Source organism: Ruegeria sp. ANG-R (genome assembly GCF_000813985.1).
Lineage (GTDB): Bacteria > Pseudomonadota > Alphaproteobacteria > Rhodobacterales > Rhodobacteraceae > Ruegeria.
In genome coordinates, this window is record NZ_JWLJ01000006.1 from 209,279 (window position 1) to 226,240 (window position 16,962).

At 54.5% G+C, this 16,962-nt stretch carries 15 protein-coding genes and 1 pseudogene; 13 read left to right on the forward strand and 3 right to left on the reverse strand.

Annotated elements, in window-relative coordinates:
• Window positions 1–133 precede the first annotated feature (133 nt).
• Entirely contained in the window at window positions 134–1,147 is a 1,014-nt protein-coding gene (locus tag RA27_RS15495; protein WP_039540924.1) for a GlxA family transcriptional regulator, read from the reverse strand.
• 89 nt (window positions 1,148–1,236) lie between these two features.
• Here RA27_RS15495 and RA27_RS15500 point away from each other — a divergent pair, with 89 nt between their 5' ends.
• From RA27_RS15500 to RA27_RS23215, 11 genes are all read left to right on the forward strand, one after another.
• Window positions 1,237–2,286 (forward strand): proline racemase family protein, encoded by a 1,050-nt coding sequence (locus tag RA27_RS15500; protein WP_039540927.1) that lies wholly within the window; start codon window positions 1,237–1,239, stop codon window positions 2,284–2,286.
• Window positions 2,287–2,500: 214 nt separating this feature from the next.
• On the forward strand, window positions 2,501–3,523 hold the full coding sequence (dctP, locus tag RA27_RS15505) for a TRAP transporter substrate-binding protein DctP (RefSeq protein WP_039540930.1): 1,023 nt from the start codon (window positions 2,501–2,503) through the stop codon (window positions 3,521–3,523).
• Between the two features lie 61 nt (window positions 3,524–3,584).
• Complete coding sequence (locus tag RA27_RS15510) at window positions 3,585–4,118, forward strand: TRAP transporter small permease subunit (RefSeq protein WP_039540933.1); 534 nt, start codon at window positions 3,585–3,587, stop codon at window positions 4,116–4,118.
• Window positions 4,115–5,419, forward strand: a complete 1,305-nt coding sequence (locus tag RA27_RS15515) for a TRAP transporter large permease (RefSeq protein ID WP_039540936.1) — start codon at window positions 4,115–4,117, stop codon at window positions 5,417–5,419. The genes RA27_RS15510 and RA27_RS15515 overlap by 4 nt, the downstream gene beginning before the upstream one ends.
• A gap of 14 nt (window positions 5,420–5,433) precedes the next feature.
• A complete protein-coding gene (locus RA27_RS23210; RefSeq protein ID WP_052265315.1) occupies window positions 5,434–5,883 on the forward strand; it encodes a universal stress protein in 450 nt (149 codons plus the stop codon).
• 13 nt (window positions 5,884–5,896) lie between these two features.
• A complete protein-coding gene (locus RA27_RS15525) occupies window positions 5,897–6,445 on the forward strand; it encodes an asparaginase domain-containing protein (RefSeq protein WP_082025153.1) in 549 nt (182 codons plus the stop codon).
• A complete protein-coding gene (locus RA27_RS15530) occupies window positions 6,445–7,860 on the forward strand; it encodes an aspartate ammonia-lyase (protein ID WP_052265316.1) in 1,416 nt (471 codons plus the stop codon). Before RA27_RS15525 ends, RA27_RS15530 begins: the two co-directional genes overlap by 1 nt.
• Window positions 7,860–9,116 (forward strand): sarcosine oxidase subunit beta family protein, encoded by a 1,257-nt coding sequence (locus RA27_RS15535; protein WP_039540942.1) that lies wholly within the window; start codon window positions 7,860–7,862, stop codon window positions 9,114–9,116. Before RA27_RS15530 ends, RA27_RS15535 begins: the two co-directional genes overlap by 1 nt.
• 9 nt (window positions 9,117–9,125) lie before the next feature.
• A complete protein-coding gene (locus RA27_RS15540) occupies window positions 9,126–9,392 on the forward strand; it encodes a sarcosine oxidase subunit delta (protein WP_039540945.1) in 267 nt (88 codons plus the stop codon).
• Complete coding sequence (locus RA27_RS15545) at window positions 9,389–12,385, forward strand: sarcosine oxidase subunit alpha family protein (RefSeq protein WP_039540949.1); 2,997 nt, start codon at window positions 9,389–9,391, stop codon at window positions 12,383–12,385. Before RA27_RS15540 ends, RA27_RS15545 begins: the two co-directional genes overlap by 4 nt.
• Complete coding sequence (locus RA27_RS23215) at window positions 12,378–12,947, forward strand: hypothetical protein (protein ID WP_052265317.1); 570 nt, start codon at window positions 12,378–12,380, stop codon at window positions 12,945–12,947. The genes RA27_RS15545 and RA27_RS23215 overlap by 8 nt, the downstream gene beginning before the upstream one ends.
• 83 nt (window positions 12,948–13,030) lie before the next feature.
• On the opposite strand, the pseudogene RA27_RS15555 reads toward RA27_RS23215, so the two are convergent.
• Window positions 13,031–13,963, reverse strand: a pseudogene (locus RA27_RS15555) (IS5 family transposase).
• A 30-nt stretch (window positions 13,964–13,993) separates the two neighbouring features.
• Here RA27_RS15555 and RA27_RS15560 point away from each other — a divergent pair.
• Window positions 13,994–14,506: a GIY-YIG nuclease family protein gene (locus RA27_RS15560; RefSeq protein ID WP_241484087.1), complete on the forward strand. Its 513-nt coding sequence runs from the start codon at window positions 13,994–13,996 to the stop codon at window positions 14,504–14,506.
• 149 nt (window positions 14,507–14,655) lie between these two features.
• Here the strand turns inward: RA27_RS15560 and RA27_RS15565 are convergent, their stop codons facing one another.
• A complete protein-coding gene (locus RA27_RS15565) occupies window positions 14,656–15,558 on the reverse strand; it encodes a LysR family transcriptional regulator (protein ID WP_039540952.1) in 903 nt (300 codons plus the stop codon).
• Window positions 15,559–15,659: 101 nt separating this feature from the next.
• Between RA27_RS15565 and RA27_RS15570 the strand changes: the two genes are divergently transcribed.
• A complete protein-coding gene (locus RA27_RS15570) occupies window positions 15,660–16,856 on the forward strand; it encodes an NADH:flavin oxidoreductase/NADH oxidase family protein (protein ID WP_039540955.1) in 1,197 nt (398 codons plus the stop codon).
• The last annotated feature ends 106 nt before the right edge of the window (window positions 16,857–16,962 follow it).

Here is a 16,962-nt window from a genome sequence, read left to right on the forward strand (position 1 = left end):
GGCTTGTCCGAGCAATGTGGAAGCGACAATGCGGAGTGTGTGTTTAGCCGTACCACTTGAAATCTCTTACATTTGGTTAAATGGAATCACGCTGTTTTCGCCCACGGGAATTGGAAAGCGTTTCGATTTGCTTTCAGCGGGGTTTAGCAAGTCTTTGCTCTCGGTAGGTTCTGGGCGTTTCTCCGAAGCGGGTTTTAAACCAGCGCGAAAAGTGGCTGCTGTCTGAAAAGCCGCATTCATACGCGATCTGGGTTACGGTTCGTTTCGAGTTCATCAGCCGCCATCTGGCGTGTTGCAGACGCATGTCGCGCCAAACTTCTTGTGGCGTCGCTTTGGCGTGCTTGAGAAACACGCGGTTTAGTTGGCGCACAGTTGAACCAAGCATTGCGGCGAGATGTTCCGTCGTGTCAGGTTCCCGAAGCTTTTGGCGCATAATTTTTATGGCTTGCTCAACCCGCCAGTTCCCGCATTCTTCCAGATCCTGAAACGGAAGCCTGCCCACTTCGTGAGCCATACGGTGTTCGTCGACAACCAGAGCAGTAAGGCCTTTCATCCCTCTGGACCTTCCACAACGCTCAATTAGAATTTCAACTGCGAGGTCAATTGCTGCCGTGCCACCGGGACAGGTCAGAATCCCGTCGTCGCTAACGTAAAGTTCGTTTTCAATCGGAATACTTTCCGGAAACATGGCCATAAATTCTGGTCGGTGGTGAGCATGAATCGCCGCTCTTTTTCCGCCCAGCAATCCAGCCTTTGCAATCGCGAAACTACCGGTGCAAAGACCGACCAGTTTTGTGCCAAGTGCATGCTGCTTCTGTAAAAACTCAAAGGTATCGGCATGGATGCCATCTAGTTGATCGATCAGTCCGCCAACGACGACAATATAGTCATATTCCCCAGCTTCATCGTACGTTTTCCAAGGAGCGATAGAAAGTCCGGAGCTGGAGCAAACGGGCTCCTTATCGTGTGAAAGCACGTCCCAATGGCAAAATACCTGCCTGCTGCGATCTGCTTCATCCGACGAATGCCTGACTGCATCGATAAACCCGGCCAAAGGTAAGATCGTGAAGGCCGGGGTCAAAATGAAGGCAAATCGAACGTCTGGGTCGATCTGTTCGTTTGCATTGGTTGTTAGCAAGTCAGACATTGCTTTTCATCGTCACACAAAATGTCTCATTTGTTCTATTATCAGTCTGCCATGTACCTCAAATGAATACAAAGACTCAAGGAGGGATCATGCGTTGGAATCGAACCGTGACGGTTATTGGGGCACATGCCGAAGGTGAAGTTGGAAGAGTCGTTACAGGTGGAGTGTTGAATATCCCCGGCAATTCAACATTGGAGAAACTTGAATATCTTCAGGCGAACGACGACTTGCGGAAGTTTGTAAACCAAGAGCCACGAGGGTGCGCGCAGATGACAACAAACCTGCTGTTGCCCGCAAGCGACGCGTCGGCTGACGCTGCATTTATTCCCATGCAGGCTGACGGATCACACGCAATGTCAGGCTCAAACGCCATGTGTGTCACAACTGTGCTGCTCGAAACCGGTATTATCCCTATGAAGGAGCCGGAAACCGAGGTGGTATTAGATACTGCTGCCGGGCTTGTAACTGCGAAAGCGTCTTGCCGAGATGGTCGCGTGGAGAGGGTCACGTTAGACTTTTTTCCCGCATACGTGGAGCTGTTGGACGCAAAGCTCGAAGTGGCAGGGATTGGGACCATATCCGTGGACGTTGCTTTTGGCGGAGTGTTCTATGTCATGCCCAATGTCGAACAACTTGGTTTTCAGATTGGTCCGGATGTCGCGCAGGATATGGTCAGGCTGGGCAACGACATTAAGAAGGCAGCTCAAGAGCAGTTTAATGTACAGCATCCGGAGATCGAACAGTTCAACTCAATCGAGTTCTTGATGTTCACAGGTAAAGAAAAGCCTGCTGCGAAGGTCTTTCGGAATGCGACAATCATGCCGCCAGGGCGTGTCGACCGCTCACCATGTGGCACGGGTTCGGCGGCTCGAATGGCGGCGATGTACGCAAAGGGTGAGATATCGATCGGCGAAGCGCTTGATATGCGTTCGACAATCAATTCAAGCTTTTTGACATCCGTTGTTGGCGAAACAACGGTCGGCGGGCGAAAAGCAATCCTCCCGCAAATTTCTGGACGCGCATGGATATATGGAACAATGCAACTCGGGTCTGATCCCACTGATCCCTATCAACTAGGGTACACCTTGGCCGACACTTGGGGAACGGGCATTGACCACGAAATTCCAGGGTTGAACTAAACAGCGACCAGCGACCACAGGCTCGGATGCAAAAGCAACCGGGCCTTTCAGTTCGTATCAAAACAATGGTGATCAGGCGAATAGGCAATGTCCGTTTCGTTATAAAAATGGACCATCATATTCAATTTGATCCCTGATTCCATTCCTATCCTGACTCCCACTAATTGCTCTGTCGCTGAGGGCATGAGGATCAAATCAAATGGGAGGATCTCCAATGACAATCAAACTCACCCGTCGTGCCGTATTGGCCGCGGCAACAGCAGTATCAATGGGGCTGACAGCTTTCGCTGCTTCGGCTGCGGATACTACGCTTCGCCTTTCTCACCTTTCGCCGCCCGACTCCGATATGGATGTATGGGCTAACGAGTTCGCATCTCGCGTTGCTGAAGCTACAGAGGGTCGCGTAGAGGTGCGGGTATTTCCGGCAAGCCAGCTGGGTGACTGGGAAGAGGTTTACGAACAGTTGGCCCAAGGTTCTGTTGATCTAGCCATTCAGTCCGTTTCGACCAAGTTTGATTCCCGTCTGGCCCTGACCTGGTTCCCCTACACCGCTGTGGACTATGACAGCGCAAAAGAGGCCTGGAACACCGGCGGCTTCCTGTTCAATATCGTAGATGGACTGGTCGAGCCACAGGGTATCGAACTCCTTGCGCCCTATGCATTCGGACTGGGTGGCGTTGCTGTTGGCAAACCGGTTGCTGACCCCAAAAACCCGGACGCGGATCACAGCGACCTGAAAATCCGCGTTTGGCCGTCGGGTGTGGGCACCCACAAACCTCTACTGGAACGGCTCGGTTATTCAACCACGACCATGCCCTGGGCTGAACTGTACACCGGCGTTCAGACCGGTGTTATTGATGGAATGGTCGGCGGCGTACCTGAGAATGCGGTGCGTGACTGGAACGGTGTTGTGGACACATGGCTGCAACTCAATGACCACTTTGAAATCAACTGGCTTCTCACCTCGGCCTTCTCGATGGCAAACCTCCCGGAAGAGGATGTTGCTGCAATCTCCGGTATAGCTGCTGAAATGGCGACGGAACGTTTCGATGCTGTTCAAGCTGCCGACGAGGGTTACCTCCAGCAACTGCGTGATGACGGTGTAACCGTTGTGACCTACACGAAACCCGAGATCGAAGCGATGGCCGCCGCTGTCCGTGCAGACGCATGGCCGCTCATGAAGCCTGAAATCGGCGACGAGCTCTATGAACTGATCCAGAACCACTACGGGAACTAATCCCCCGAGCTGGGGGCGTGGCGAAAGCCATGCCCCTCGTTTTTCAACTTGGGAGGAAGAAATGCTTGAAGAACGTCAAACCCAGATAAAAAATCCAATTTGGGTGTTTACCCTGAAAGCGCAGCGCTTTGTGATGTTTGTTTCGAGCATTGCCTTCACCGCAGCTGTCTTTCTTCAGGTCGTTACCCGGTATCTCTTCAACTACTCGCTATTTGGTATTGAGGAATTCGCCAGTTTTGCCGGGATCATCATGTACTTCATTGGCGCTGCTTATGCGACGCACGAGCGAAGCCATATATCCGCAAGTCTGGTCGATACCATTTTTGGCGAAGGGCGCATCACAGCTGGCGTGCATACGTTTACACGCTTTCTGGCAGCTTTGCTGACGATCTACATTCTCGTCGCCTTGTGGGATCTGCTGGTCTTCACCGAACGGATGAACACCAAATCGACCGAACTGCGCGTGCCAATGATCTTCATCTACGGCACGATGTTCGTCGGCCTGGTTCTGACCGCCTTCTATTTTCTTCTCGAAACCTACGACAGCCTGCGAGCCACGATTTCGCACACTTCCGCTGAGGAGACCGACAAATGAGTTCTATAATTTTGATGGATGTCGCTCTTCTCGTTACCTTGATGGTGTTGGGCGTTCCTGTTGCTATGACCTTTGTGGCCGCCGCCGCTTTCCTGATTATCTTTGGTGATTACAATTCAACCACGTTCCTGATCACCTCTGGCTACTCCAAGGTCTCGTCGGTCGTTCTGCTTGCCATTCCTCTTTATATTCTTGCTGGTGGCATCATGACCCAGGGTGGAATTGCGAAACGCCTTTTGGATTTGGCTGACAGCATTCTCGGTCGCTATCGCTCTGGTCTGGGCGTGGTGACTGTCATCACCACTGCTATTTTTGGCGCGATTTCGGGCATGGCCTCATCGGCTGTGGCCGCGATTGGTTCGATTGCGATCCCGAAAATGGTCGAACAAGGTTATGATCGTGGATACGCAACCTCGCTGGTCAGCTGTTCAGCTGTATTGGCGCTGCTGATCCCACCAAGCGCGACGATGATCCTCTACGGATGGGTTACTGGCACTTCGATTGCGGCCTGCTTCCTTGCGCCGCTCCTGCCGGCTTGCCTTCTGATCGCGCTCTTTTCGTTCTGGAACATGGTTCTCACGAAAAAGATGGACATTGAGGTTGCAGACCCCCAACCGTTCAAGGTTCAGATGAAAACCGTGTTTCAGAGGTCTCGTGAGGCAGGTTTTGGCCTTGCCATGCCGCTGATCATTCTGGGTTTCATCTACGGCGGAATCACCACACCGACCGAAGCCGCCGCTGTTGCCGTTGTCTACGCTCTGCCGGTTGCCTTCCTGATCTACCGTGAGCTGACCTTCAAATCATTCTATGATGTGGTCTGGAAATCCGCGCAGGTGACTTCGGTTCTGATGCTGGTCATCTTCACTGCGAACATGCTGGCGCGGGTTCTGACCCTTGAAGAGGTTCCTCAGCAGATTCTGGAATCTATGCTGGCCATCTCAAGCAACCCGGTCGTGCTGCTGTTGCTGGTCAATGCTTTCCTGCTGATGATCGGCATGTTCATGGAAGATATCTCGGGTATCCTGCTGGCTGCACCGCTTTTGCTGCCGGTCGTGACCGAAGCTGGTGTGCACCCGGTTCACTTCGCAGCGATCATCGGGACTAACCTTGGCATGGGTCTGATTACACCGCCTACGGCTCCGATCCTGTACTTCGGAACGCTTATTGGCCAGACAACCCTTGCAAAGGTCGTGAAACCCACTCTGGTGTTCGTCTTCCTGGCCTATTTCCCGGTTGTTCTGATCACCACATTCCTGCCCGAGCTGTCGCTGTGGCTGCCACGGCTTGTGACCGGGCTCTAAGGGGAGAAACGCTCATGAAACTCCGTGTACTTGTTCCCGTTGATGTGGAAGACGAACGCTCCTGGACCAATGTGTTGCCGCTTTTGCGGCAACACGCCAAGGGCAACGACGTTGAAGTATCAGTGGTCACCGTTGTCCCGGAATTGGGGACAGTGATTGCTCAGGCCGCGCAAGCTGCCCCGTTCACTTCGTTCGTACCTTCGGAACTGAAAGACAAGGCCCTCGCCCTCGCAGGCGACCGGCTGAGAGAAATTGTGGGCACTGATGAATTTGGAGAGATCCGGCATATTGTTCGGTCGGGTTCGATCTATTCAGAAGTTCTTCAAACCGCAGAGGACATTTCCGCGAACCTTATCGTGGTGATGTCTCATATCCCTGACTTTGGCGATTACCTCTTGGGGCCAAACGCCGCCAAGATCGTTCGTCACGCAAAGTGTTCTGTGCTGGTCGTTCGACCAGAATAGACAAGGTTTCAAAATGGCTAAATCGAAAGAAATGCTCGATAAACTTCGAGCTGACAAGTTATCTGTGGCAGTGATCATGACGGGCGGGACCATCGCCAAAAGTTATGATCCTTCAGAAGCAAAGCTGTACAACTTTGAACCGAAAGTCAAAGACCTCATCGGCGAGCTGCGCATTGACGACCTTGACTTGACTTTCGTCGATCTGATGCATCGGGACTCGCTGGAAATCGGCGACGACGAACGCAAGGAAATCATCGGTAAGATCAGCGAAACAGCCAAATGCTTCGATGCTGTTCTCGTGACTCACGGAACCGACACACTTCCCGATACAGCGGAAGAGCTTTGCCATTCTAACGAAAAACTCAATGTCCCGGTGGTGTTTACCGGGGCAATGATCCCCCACACAGTCAAAGGATCTGACGCCGCGCAAAACGTGACCGAGGCGTTACTCGCGCTGCGGATTTTATCCGCAGGCGTCTACATCGTGTTCCACAACCGCATCCTGTCTTTGCCTGGAGTTCGCAAAGATTATGAAAACCTCACATTCGAGAAGGTAAACTGATGTCGCGCTTCGAAACAGACAGCATCGGTCAACGTGAGCTGCCTGACGATGCTCTTTTTGGTGTAAATACGCTGCGAGGCGCAGAGAACTTTGACATCTCGCCTCTGAAAATCGGGCGTGAGCCGGCTTTTGTGCGTGCGCTTGCCTTCATCAAAATGGCAGCCGCAAAAGCCAACGGTGAAATCGGGGCTATCAGCCCGGATCAGAGCGCAGCTATCGTCGCAGCATGTGAAGAAATCGTAGCCGGAAAACACCACGACCAGTTTGTGGTTGATCTGTTGGAAGGCTCCGGCGGTACATCCATAAACATGAACGCGAACGAGGTCATAGCCAACCGCGCTCTGCAGATCATGGGTCACAAAGCAGGTGACTATCAGCACCTCAATCCAAATGATCACGTCAACAACGGGCAATCAACCAACGACGTTGTACCTTCGGCGGTGAAGCTGGCTGTGCTTGAGAAATCTTCTGCGCTGATTCAATCTTTGGGTCTTCTCGCAGACGCGCTCAAAGCCAAATCTGAGGATCTGGCGCACGTCCTGAAAATCGGCCGAACCTGTATGCAGGCTGCTCAACCGATGACGCTTGGGCAGGAGTTTGGTGGCTATGCAGCAGCGATGTATCGCGCTCAGTTCAAGTCTGCCGAAGTTGTAAAAGATCTAACCACGTTGCCCCTCGGCGGAACTGCAATCGGGACTGGTCTGGGTGCGAAGCCCGGATACAAAGAAGCGGTCTATCGTCATTTGTCGGCGGATATTGGTCTCTCCTTCAAACCCGCCGAAGACATGTTTGATGGGATGCAAAACTCGGACACGTTTGCACGTGTTTCGTCTGAATTCCGCATTGCTGCCGAGGTTATCGGCAAGATCAGCCTTGACTTGATCATCCTGTCTTCCGGCAACAAATCCGGGATTGGTGAGATTATTCTGCCCGCAGTTCAACCGGGTTCTTCAATCATGCCAGGCAAGATAAACCCGGTTCTGCCCATGATGATGCAGCAGGTGGCTTATGCTGTGGTTGGAAACGACGCCGCCGTCTCTTTGGCATCACTCGGTGGACAGCTTGAAATCAACCACTTTGAGCCGGTTATCGCATCGCGTTTGTTCGACACGATGGATCTCCTTGCCCGAGGCAGTTGGATCTTTGCCGAAAAATGCATCGCCGGTATCGAGGCAAACCAAGAACAGGCGTTGGAGAACCTACTTGGCTCGTCAGCGCTAGCCACCGTGTTTGTTCCCGCACTTGGTTACGCCAAAGTTTCTCAAATCGTCAAAGAAGCTGAAGCCAAGGGCCAGCTCTTTGTAGATGTCATAGTCGATTTGGGCCTGATGACGAAAGAGGATGTCATTGACGCGCTAAAAGCAGCGACAGGTTCCGACTTTTCCAAAGCAACCACTCCAGAACAAGAACAATAATGACCAAGTATTCAGCCTTGTCGGTGTTCCGCCACGCCTTAAGCGGAAACAAGAACTGGGGTCGCGCATGGCGCGATCCTGAACCCAAATCATCCTATGATGTCGTCATCGTTGGTGGCGGCGGGCATGGGCTTGCCACGGCGTATTATCTCGCCAAAGAACACGGCATCACAAATGTCGCCGTCGTCGAGCAGGGATGGCTCGGCGGCGGCAATACGGGTCGCAACACGACGATTGTGCGTTCGAACTACATGATGCCCGGCAACACCATGTTCTACGAGCGCTCTATGCAGCTTTGGGAAAACCTGAGCCAGGATCTGAACTACAATGTGATGATCTCGCAACGGGGACAGTACAACCTCTGCCATTCTCCCGGGCAGATGGATGCGGCACGGCGACGCGGTAATATCATGCGTGCAAACGGAATTGACGCTGAATTGTTTGATCGCGAAGAGGTTAAGCGCCGCCTGCCGTATCTCGATTACTCAGAAAACGCCCGCTTCCCGATCCACGGTGCGATTTATCAGAGCCGGGCTGGAACAGCGCGCCATGATGCCGTGGCATGGGGATACGCACGCGGCGCGGACCAACGCGGGGTGGACATCCTTCAGCAGCGCGAAGTCACAGGCTATCTCTGGGACGGCGGCAAGATTGTAGGCGTTCAAACTAATCGCGGAGACATTCGCGCCCAAAAGGTTGCCTTGTGCGTGGCCGGTCATTCAGGTCACCTCGCACATATGGCAGGTCTGCGGCTGCCAGTTGAAACGCATTCTCTTCAGGCTTACGTCACCGAGCCCTACAAGCCTTTGGTAGACACGGTCATCAGTTTTGGCGCAGCGCATTTCTACATCAGCCAATCTGACAAAGGTGGTCTTGTTCTGGGCGGCGATCTGGACATGTACAACTCTTATGCGCAGCGCGGCGGGTTGCCGATTGTTGAACACACGCTTGCCAGCGCGAAAGCCCTGATGCCTTGCGTTTCAAGGCTCAAACTGCTGCGTCACTGGGCCGGGGTGATGGACATGTCAATGGACGGCTCGCCCTTCATCACAAAAACCCCTGTCGACGGCCTCTATCTGAACGGTGGTTGGTGTTACGGCGGCTTCAAAGCAACTCCTGCGTCCGGATGGTGTTTTGCCCACACAATCGCCAAAGATGAACCCCACGAGGACAACGCAGAGTTCACACTGGATCGGTTCAACCGCGGCTACCAAATCGACGAAAAGGGCATGGGCCCACAGCCAAACGCGCATTGAGGTGACAGTATGATCAGGATCAAATGCCCGATCTGCGGGCTTCGCAACGAAACAGAATTCACCTACGGGGCGGACGCAACCGTCAAACGCCCCGAAATGGGTGAACAGGAACAACAGCCCTGGGTGGATTATGTGTTCAACCGCGACAACCCACGCGGATGGCACAAGGAATATTGGCACCATGTTCAGGGGTGCCGCCAATGGGTTGTTCTGGAAAGAAACACCCTCACTCACGAAATCGGCGAATGCAAACTGGCACGGGAGGTCGAGCAATGAAGCGTCTGGATACCGGCGGTCGCATCGACCGTTCCAAGCCACTTTCGGTCACGTTTGACGGCACCGCACTGCCCGCCTACCACGGCGATACACTGGCATCTGCGATGCTGGCTGGCGACACGATGGTAGTTGGTCGGAGCTTTAAATATCACCGGCCACGCGGAGTTTATTCCGCCGGTGTAGAAGAACCGGGCGCGATGGTTCACCTGCGCGACGGAAACCGACATGAACCGAATGCACGCGCAACCGTTGTTGAAGCGTTTGATGGCTTGGTATCATCCGGCCAAAACGCCTGGCCCAATGTTCGGTTTGACGTTGGGGCTGTAAACGGCCTGTTCTCGCCGTTTTTGAGTGCTGGCTTTTACTATAAAACCTTCATTGGCCCGTTCAAAAACACCACAAAGTTCTGGATGATGTGCGAAGCCTTCATCCGGAAAGCGGCCGGAATGGGCCGTGGGACCTATCTCGAAGATCCCGATCACTACGAAAAACGCAACGCATTCTGTGACGTATTGGTGATTGGCGGCGGTGTCGCTGGGCTGTCCGCAGCTTTGGCAGCTGGTCGATCTGGAGCAAAGGTCATCCTCGCGGAACAAGATTTTGAGCTGGGTGGCGCGGTTCTGAGTGAACCGATTGGTGGAGAAGACGAAGCGTGGGTGGAAGCTGTTTTGACAGAGCTTCAATCCATGGAAAACGTCCGAATTCTCACGCGAACGACCGCCTTTGGCGCTTATGATGGGGACGTCTATGGCTTGGTCGAGCGGGTTTCGGATCACTTGAAGGCCCCAGAAAACCATCAGGTTCGTCAACGCTATTGGATGGTGCACGCTGAGCGCTCGATCCTGGCGACCGGTGCTATCGAACGTCCGCTGGTTTTTGGCGGCAATGACAAACCCGGTGTGATGCTGGCGAATGCAGCCAGAACTTACCTGAACCGGTTCGCCATTTTGCCCGGAGAGAGTGTTGTCGTCTGCACGAATAATGACAGTGCATACGAAACAGCTGCGGAGCTTGCACGGGCTGGCGCAACCGTAACTCTCGCTGAAATGAGGGCTTCTGTTCCCTCCAGCCTGACCCACGAAGCCACCGAAGCGGGCGTTTCAATTTTGATTGGCCACGCGGTTTTGGAGGCACGCGGAAAGTCGCGCGTTGCGTCCGCAGTTGTGGTTCCAATTGATGCATCGGGACAGGCCTCGGGTGCGCCGAAAACGATACCGGCAGATCTGATCGCAACATCGGGCGGATGGTCTCCGGCCGTTCACCTGTGGAGCCATCTCTTCGGCAAGCCGATCTACAATGAAGATGCTGCATGTTTTATTCCGCGTTCGGAAGAAAACCACAAGATGCAGGCAGCAGGCACGGCGATGGCTACAACGTCTCTGTCCGAAACAATCGAGCAGGGATTTGATCAGGGCGTAAAAGCTGCACAGGCCACAGGCCACGCAAAAGAATGCGGTGCGCGACCTGATCACTTCATGACCGGTGCATACTGGCAAAGGGGCATCGAACCGATCTGGGCAGTCGTCCGCACCAATGGAAAATGTCAGGGCAAAGCCTTTGTCGATTTCCAGCATGACGTCAAAATCAGCGACATCGATCAGGCCCACCTCGAAGGCTATGTATCGGTTGAACACCTGAAACGGTACACAACGACGGGGATGGCAACCGACCAGGGCAAGCTTTCTAACGTCAATGCGCTGGCGCGTATGTCAGAGCTTCGAGGTATGAAAATACCGGAAGTCGGAACAACGACCTTCCGACCCCCGTTCACGCCAATCTCAATGGCCTCTTTGGTTGGCCACGAACATGGAAAGCATTTCCGACCAACGCGGCTTTCGCCAATACACCACTGGCACGTCGAGAATGGCGCGAAGATGACCGAAGCCGGAGCCTGGATGCGGCCTTGGTACTACGCTGAAGCAGGCGAAGGTCTCGACGAGGCCTATATTCGCGAAGCAGCTCATGTGCGTGAGCATGTTGGGATGGTTGATGTCTCGACCCTCGGCAAAATCGCGATTCAAGGCCCCGACGCCGCTGAATTCCTGAACCGGATGTATGTCAACGGTTGGAAAACGCTGCAGGTCGGCCGCTTGCGTTACGGTGTGATGTTGCGTGAAGACGGTTTTGTCATGGACGATGGGGCCACCGCGCGTTTGGGAGAACATGATTACTTCATGTCGACCACGACGGCGAATGCCGCAAAGGTTCTGGCTTTTTCTGAACATCTTCTGCAAACCGCATGGAAAGACCTGAAAGTTCATGTGACCACTGTAACGGATCAATGGGCTGCCATCGCTGTGGCAGGTCCAAAAGCCCGCGACTTGTTATCGAACGTCTTTAAGGGTGCTGATCTGAGCCGCGAAGCACTGCCCAACAATCACTTTACTTATGCCAAGCTCGATGGGGTCGCGGTCCGAATTCACCGGATGTCGTATTCTGGTGAGCTGGCTTATGAGGTGTATATCCCGTCGGGCTATGCCCGCGCAGTTTGGGAAACTCTTCACGAACAAGGCCAGAAGTATCGGATCAAGCCTTACGGCACGGAATCTATGAGCACGCTCAGGATCGAAAAAGGACACGTTGCCGGGCCCGAACTTGAAGGCCGGACAACGATGAAGGATCTCGGCCTCGAAGCGTTTGCCTCCTCCAAGAAACCCTTTGTCGGTTCGGTGTTGCGGAAGCGACCAGTCTTGGAAGATCCGGAACGTCCAACCCTGGTTGGTCTTGAAATCGACGGTGCCACGGGTGCCAAATCCGGTTCCATTCTCTTCCCGAAGACGGGAGAGACAAAGGGGCATGGCGATGGGTGGGTCTCTTCCACCACCTACTCGCCTGCTCTCGGAAAGAACATCGCCCTTGCCCTGTTAAAAAACGGCTCATCCCGGAAAGGTGAAACCGTCCGCGTGGTGAACTTCATCGGCAATGAGACACTGACTGCAAAGGTGGTGTCACACCATTTCTTTGATCCGAAAGGAGAGCGGCAAAATGCTTGAGCTTTGTTCCCCCCTCAACTCCAAGCTTCAAGCTGGCCGCTTCGGCGCACAGGGCGAGACCGGCATTGCGCTGGGCGGACGTCCTGTGCGCGATCTCTGGCAGATCGCCGGGTGGGGTGATTTTGAGGCGGCTGCCATCGAGGTCCTTTCGGATCTCGGGCTTTGTGGGCTTGGAAGCTATTCTCTTGCGTCAAGGGCAAAGGGCCGGACCGCATGGCGAATTGCGCCCGACAAAATCCTCATCGAAAATGCCGGCAATTTGTCTGACTACATGTCTGCAAATCTCGCCACGCTTGATCTATCGCACGCTCGGACGGTGATTTTGCTATCGGGGACTCAGGCACGTGACGTTCTTTCGCAACTAATAGCGATTGACGTGACAGAGACTGCGTTTCCTGAAGGGCGATTTTTGCAAACCGGCATCCATCACGTGGGCGTGCTCATCCAGTGTATGGGGCAAAATGCGTTCGAAATCTATGCCCCTGTCACATGGGCCGAGACTGTCTGGGAAGTTATTTGCGAAAACGCGAAGCCCTTCGGTGTAGAGATTGTCGCCGATTAATGTTGGTGCGCGGTTTTCTGGAGTGCCACGGCTCTGTTGTACGAAACGGGTGAAGATCGAGCTTCCCCTTTCCTCGGAGGTACTTATCCTACGGGCTCTGTGACGGGTATGCCAAGAGCTGTGTAGCGGTTGAGAACCGCGATCCGGACCTGCAGCTCAGCAACTTGCCGACCGAAGTCTCTCGCCATGAGGCCTTGGCCAAGTCGTTTGACGCAATTCATCTTTGCCTCTGCGCGGCTCCGGCGGTGATAGCCGGTCAGCTTTCGCCATAGGACCGGTCCGAGATACTTGCAGGCTCTCACGGCTTCGTTACGCGCGACGGCACCTTCTGTGGTTGGCTTCCAAGGTTGGGCAATTTTGCGTGGCGGAATGATGGCGGCGGCTCCCCGAGCGGCGATCACGTTGTGGCGCCTGCGTGTGTCATAAGCCCCATCGGCCGTGACTGTGGCAATCTCCTGATCGGGTGGGATCTGTTCCAGCAGATCGGGCAGCATTGGCGCGTCGCCGACGTTGCTTGTCGGGACCCCAACCGCGCGGATCTCCAGTGTTTCCTCGTCCATTCCAAGATGGAGCTTGCGTCAAAGGCGTTTCTTTGGCCCGCCATGCTTGCGGGCGTTCCACTCACCTTCACCTTCCGCCTTGATCCCGGTCGCACCGATCAGCAGATGGAGCGGCCCGGACCCACCACGGCAAGGAATAGCGACGTTCAGTGTCTTCTGGCGGCGGCACAGAGTGCTGAAGTTCGGCACTTTCCAGTCGATCCCCGCCAGACGCAGCAGGCTCTCGACAAAACCGGTCGTCTGCCGAAGGGGCATGCCGAAAAGCACCTTCATCGTCAGGCAAACCTGAATTGCAGCATCGCTGAACTCGGGCTGGCGACCGCGCTTGCCGGTCGGGGCCGCCTGCCAGGGCATCGCAGGATCAAACCAAATCGATAGCGAACCACGCTGCTTCCGCGCCGTGTTATACGACCGCCAGTTCTTTGTCTTGTACTTCGTGGGAAACCAGCTGCTCATGACCATCAGCTACCACCCTGGATGCAAACAGTGAATCCCTCACGCCTTTTGTGCAACAAAGCCCATGAATACCGTGAACAACTGAAGGCAGAGAAAGACGAGCGCGCCCGTGCCATGGCCGAGATGACAAAGTCCGGATACGTCTATGTCATTTCTAATGTCGGTTCATTTGGGGAGGACTTGGTCAAAATCGGCCTGACCCGGCACCTTGATCCCAACGATCGGGTTCGCGAGCTGGGTGATGCCAGCGTACCATTCGGTTTCGACACGCATGCGATGATCTATTCTGAAGGGGCACCTGCACTGGAAGCGGCGCTCCACAAGGAGTTTGCGGAGCAACGCGTGAACATGGCGAACATGAGAAAAGAGTTCTTTCGTGTTTCGCTTGATGAGGTCGAAGACGCTATGGCAAGACTCGCACCCGATGCTGAATTCTTCAAAGATCGCGAAGCTCAGGAATGGCATGAAACCATGGCGCGACGGAAGGAGAAGCTGATGAAAGTCAACAACTCAGAGACAGACGAGCTGCCTGCCGAGATATAACTTCAAGGTTCCCGGCAGCCTGTGAAACTGTCCTGGCTATGGGCTGTGAGTGGGCATCCGATCGGTCCGATAAATGCTGAGCAACTTGTTCAGACCGGAGCAATCGGTGACCGCAATTTAAGACTTAGGGTCAATTTTCTGGCCTTGAGCTACATACTGGTGGCCTTACCCGCGAAACGATCGGTCAAAAAATCAACTAAGGACCGAACCCGCCGCGGCAGGAAGCGCATTTCCGGGCGCAAAATGAAGATTCCACCACCCGCGTCCGGTTCCACATGATCGGGCAACACCGGGAGCAAGCAACCTGTATGCAAGTCATGGGAGATAAGAAACTCCGGCAGCCATGCTATGCCGCGTCCCGCGCGGCACGCCGCATGGAGCGCGTCAAGACTGTTGCAGGAAAATCCTGGACCAAGCCGCGACAAACCCCCAACAGGTCGTATGAAGCCCCAATCCGAAATCTGTTTTTCCTGCCCCAGGCGCAGACATCTGTGTGATGTGAGTTCCTCCGGTTGTCGAGGAACACCATGTTGTTCGAGATAGACGGGCGCGGCGCAGGGAATCCGCCGATTGTTCATCAGCTTTCGCGAGATGAGGGATGAGTCAGGCAACACGCCACTTCGAACCGCGACATCGAAGCCCTCTCCGACCAGGTCAACGATCTTGTCCGTCAGCAGCAGTTCGACTTCCACCTCAGGATTGAGTTCCATGAATTCGATCACCAGTGGGACCACATGTAGCTGACCAAGGGCCGCTGAACTTGTCACACGGATCACGCCGCGCAGGTTACCGACATCATCAGCAATATCCTCTTCTAATGCTGTCAGGCGGTTAAGAAGGTCCCGTGCTTCCTCCGCATATCGCCGGCCCGCCTCCGTCAAGGTCATGCGTCGAGTCGAGCGGACAAGTAGAGGCACCCGCAACCGCTGCTCTAACTGATGCACCCGCTTGCCCACGGCAGATGGGGTGTATCCCAAAACCCGCGCAGCGGCCGAAAAACTACCGTGATCAATCACGGCCATCAGGATTTCCAGTTCCGTCTTCTGTGACATCTGTTCCTAAAACTATCAAACCTTTATCCAAATAACCCAGTTATCGCACAGGGTTTTCCAAATTATCTAAGGTCGAGACTGAAAAACCAAGGAGAATCGCGTTGTCCACCGCTTCAAACATCTCCCTCTTCACCCCCCTTACTCTGCCGAACGGGCGTGTGTTGAAGAACCGGATCATAAAATCGGCCATGTCAGATTCACTGGCGAATGGTCAGGGCAACCCGACCGCTGCACAGATACGGCTCTATGAACGCTGGGCTGAGGGTGGTCTGGCAGCGTCAATCATCGGTGAGGTGCAGGGAGATTCGCGTTACCCTGAAAAACCCGGCAATCTGGTGCTCGATGATTCTGCTGACATGGTAGCATTCCGTGAACTTGCGCGGCGCGGGTCGGTTAACTCGGCGCAGCTCTGGCTACAGCTTGGTCATGCCGGAGCTCTGGCGCATCGTCCGCTCAGCCAACCCAAAGGGCCGAGCGCCATCGACTTTCCTGATTTCCGAAGCGAAGCCATGTCACTTGCCGAGATCAAGGCCATTCCAGATCGTTTTGCCAACACAGCCCGTCTTGCAGCCGAGTTGGGATTTGGCGGCGTCCAGGTTCATGCCGCGCACGGTTTTCTTTTGAGCCAGTTCCTCTCCCCGCTCTTCAATCACCGGACGGATGCCTATGGTGGGTCGATCCTGGCGCGGATGCGCCTGCTGATCGAAACGGTCGAAGCCGTCCGCGCCGCGGTGCCGCCCGACTTTGCGGTTGCGGTTAAATTGAACGCCACCGACCAGCTTGACGGTGGGCTAACGGAAGAAGACGCGCTCAGAGTGGTTGCAGGGCTAGAAGGCAAAGGTGTCGATCTATTGGACGTCAGCGGCGGAACCTATTTTCCCGGCGCGCCATCAAGTTCCGAACGCGCGACCAAAGGCCCGTATTTTCTGGACTTCGCCCGGGCGGCGCGTGCGTTGATCTCGACCCCGCTCATGGTCACCGGAGGGTTCAAACATTACCAAGAGGCCGAGGCTGCGATCCTTTCAGGGAATGTGGATGCGGTGGGTATCGCGCGCGGGCTCGTCCTCGATCCACATTTGCCCAAGACATGGCGGATCGGAAAAGGCGATCCTGTTTTCCCTCGCTTCGCCACTCTGCCGCCGGGAGGGATGACGGCATGGTTCACCATGAGAATGACGGATCTCGGGGAAGATCAGGAAGGAGCGGTAGATCGGGACATCGCCCAGGCTGTCACTGATTATGAAGAACGCGACGGGCAGCGCGCAGAGATATGGAAAACAAGGTTTGCTTTTCGTTAAACCCATACAAAGGCAAGCCAAGCATAGTTGGAGCAAAAACAACTGTTTATGCTGAACTACGCAATGATCTATTCCGTAGAGGCATCGGCATTGTAAATCGTCTTAC